The organism is Terrisporobacter petrolearius, assembly GCF_020748185.1.
In the GTDB taxonomy this organism is placed as follows: domain Bacteria; phylum Bacillota; class Clostridia; order Peptostreptococcales; family Peptostreptococcaceae; genus Terrisporobacter; species Terrisporobacter petrolearius.
In genome coordinates this window covers 1-471 of sequence record NZ_JAHZMO010000161.1, presented here as the reverse complement: position 1 = coordinate 471, position 471 = coordinate 1, and the positions used below count along the sequence as shown (strand labels likewise).

Annotated in this window: 1 protein-coding gene; it reads left to right on the top strand. The window is 51.6% G+C overall.

Annotated features, from left to right (window positions below; all coding sequences use genetic code 11):
* Positions 1 to 471 (top strand): hypothetical protein (locus tag K0040_RS20105; RefSeq protein ID WP_228110454.1); only part of this gene is annotated, 471 nt, incomplete at both ends.

Sequence of the window (471 nt, the reverse complement as noted above, 5' to 3'; positions counted from 1 at the left end):
CTGATCCCGGACAGCCAGGGTGATACAGCCACAATCGCCCCAGACACTGTTAAAGATAACAGTGAAGTCACAGCAGTTGCTAAAGATCCGGCTGGTAATGAAAGTACTCCGGTCACTGTGACGTCAAAAACTGATGGTGTGGCAGATGCTCCGGTCCTGACCATTCCAGAAGTGGCTGATAGTGTGGCCAATGCGGCTGAGCTGAAAGATGGTTTACAGGCAGAGGTCACGTTGCCGGCAGGAACAGTGGAAGGTGCGGTCATTACACTGACAGTGACTCATCCGGATCAAAGTACCGAAAATGTGACACATAACGTCACCGGAGATGAGGTTACTGCCGGTAAGGTATCCATGGATATTCCTGAGGATGCTGTTGTTGACGGTCAGAACAGTGTGAGTGTCAGCCTGACCCAGGGCAGTAATCCGGCTAAAGCGGGGAATAAAGTGGAGTTTGTGGTCGACGGTCAGGTT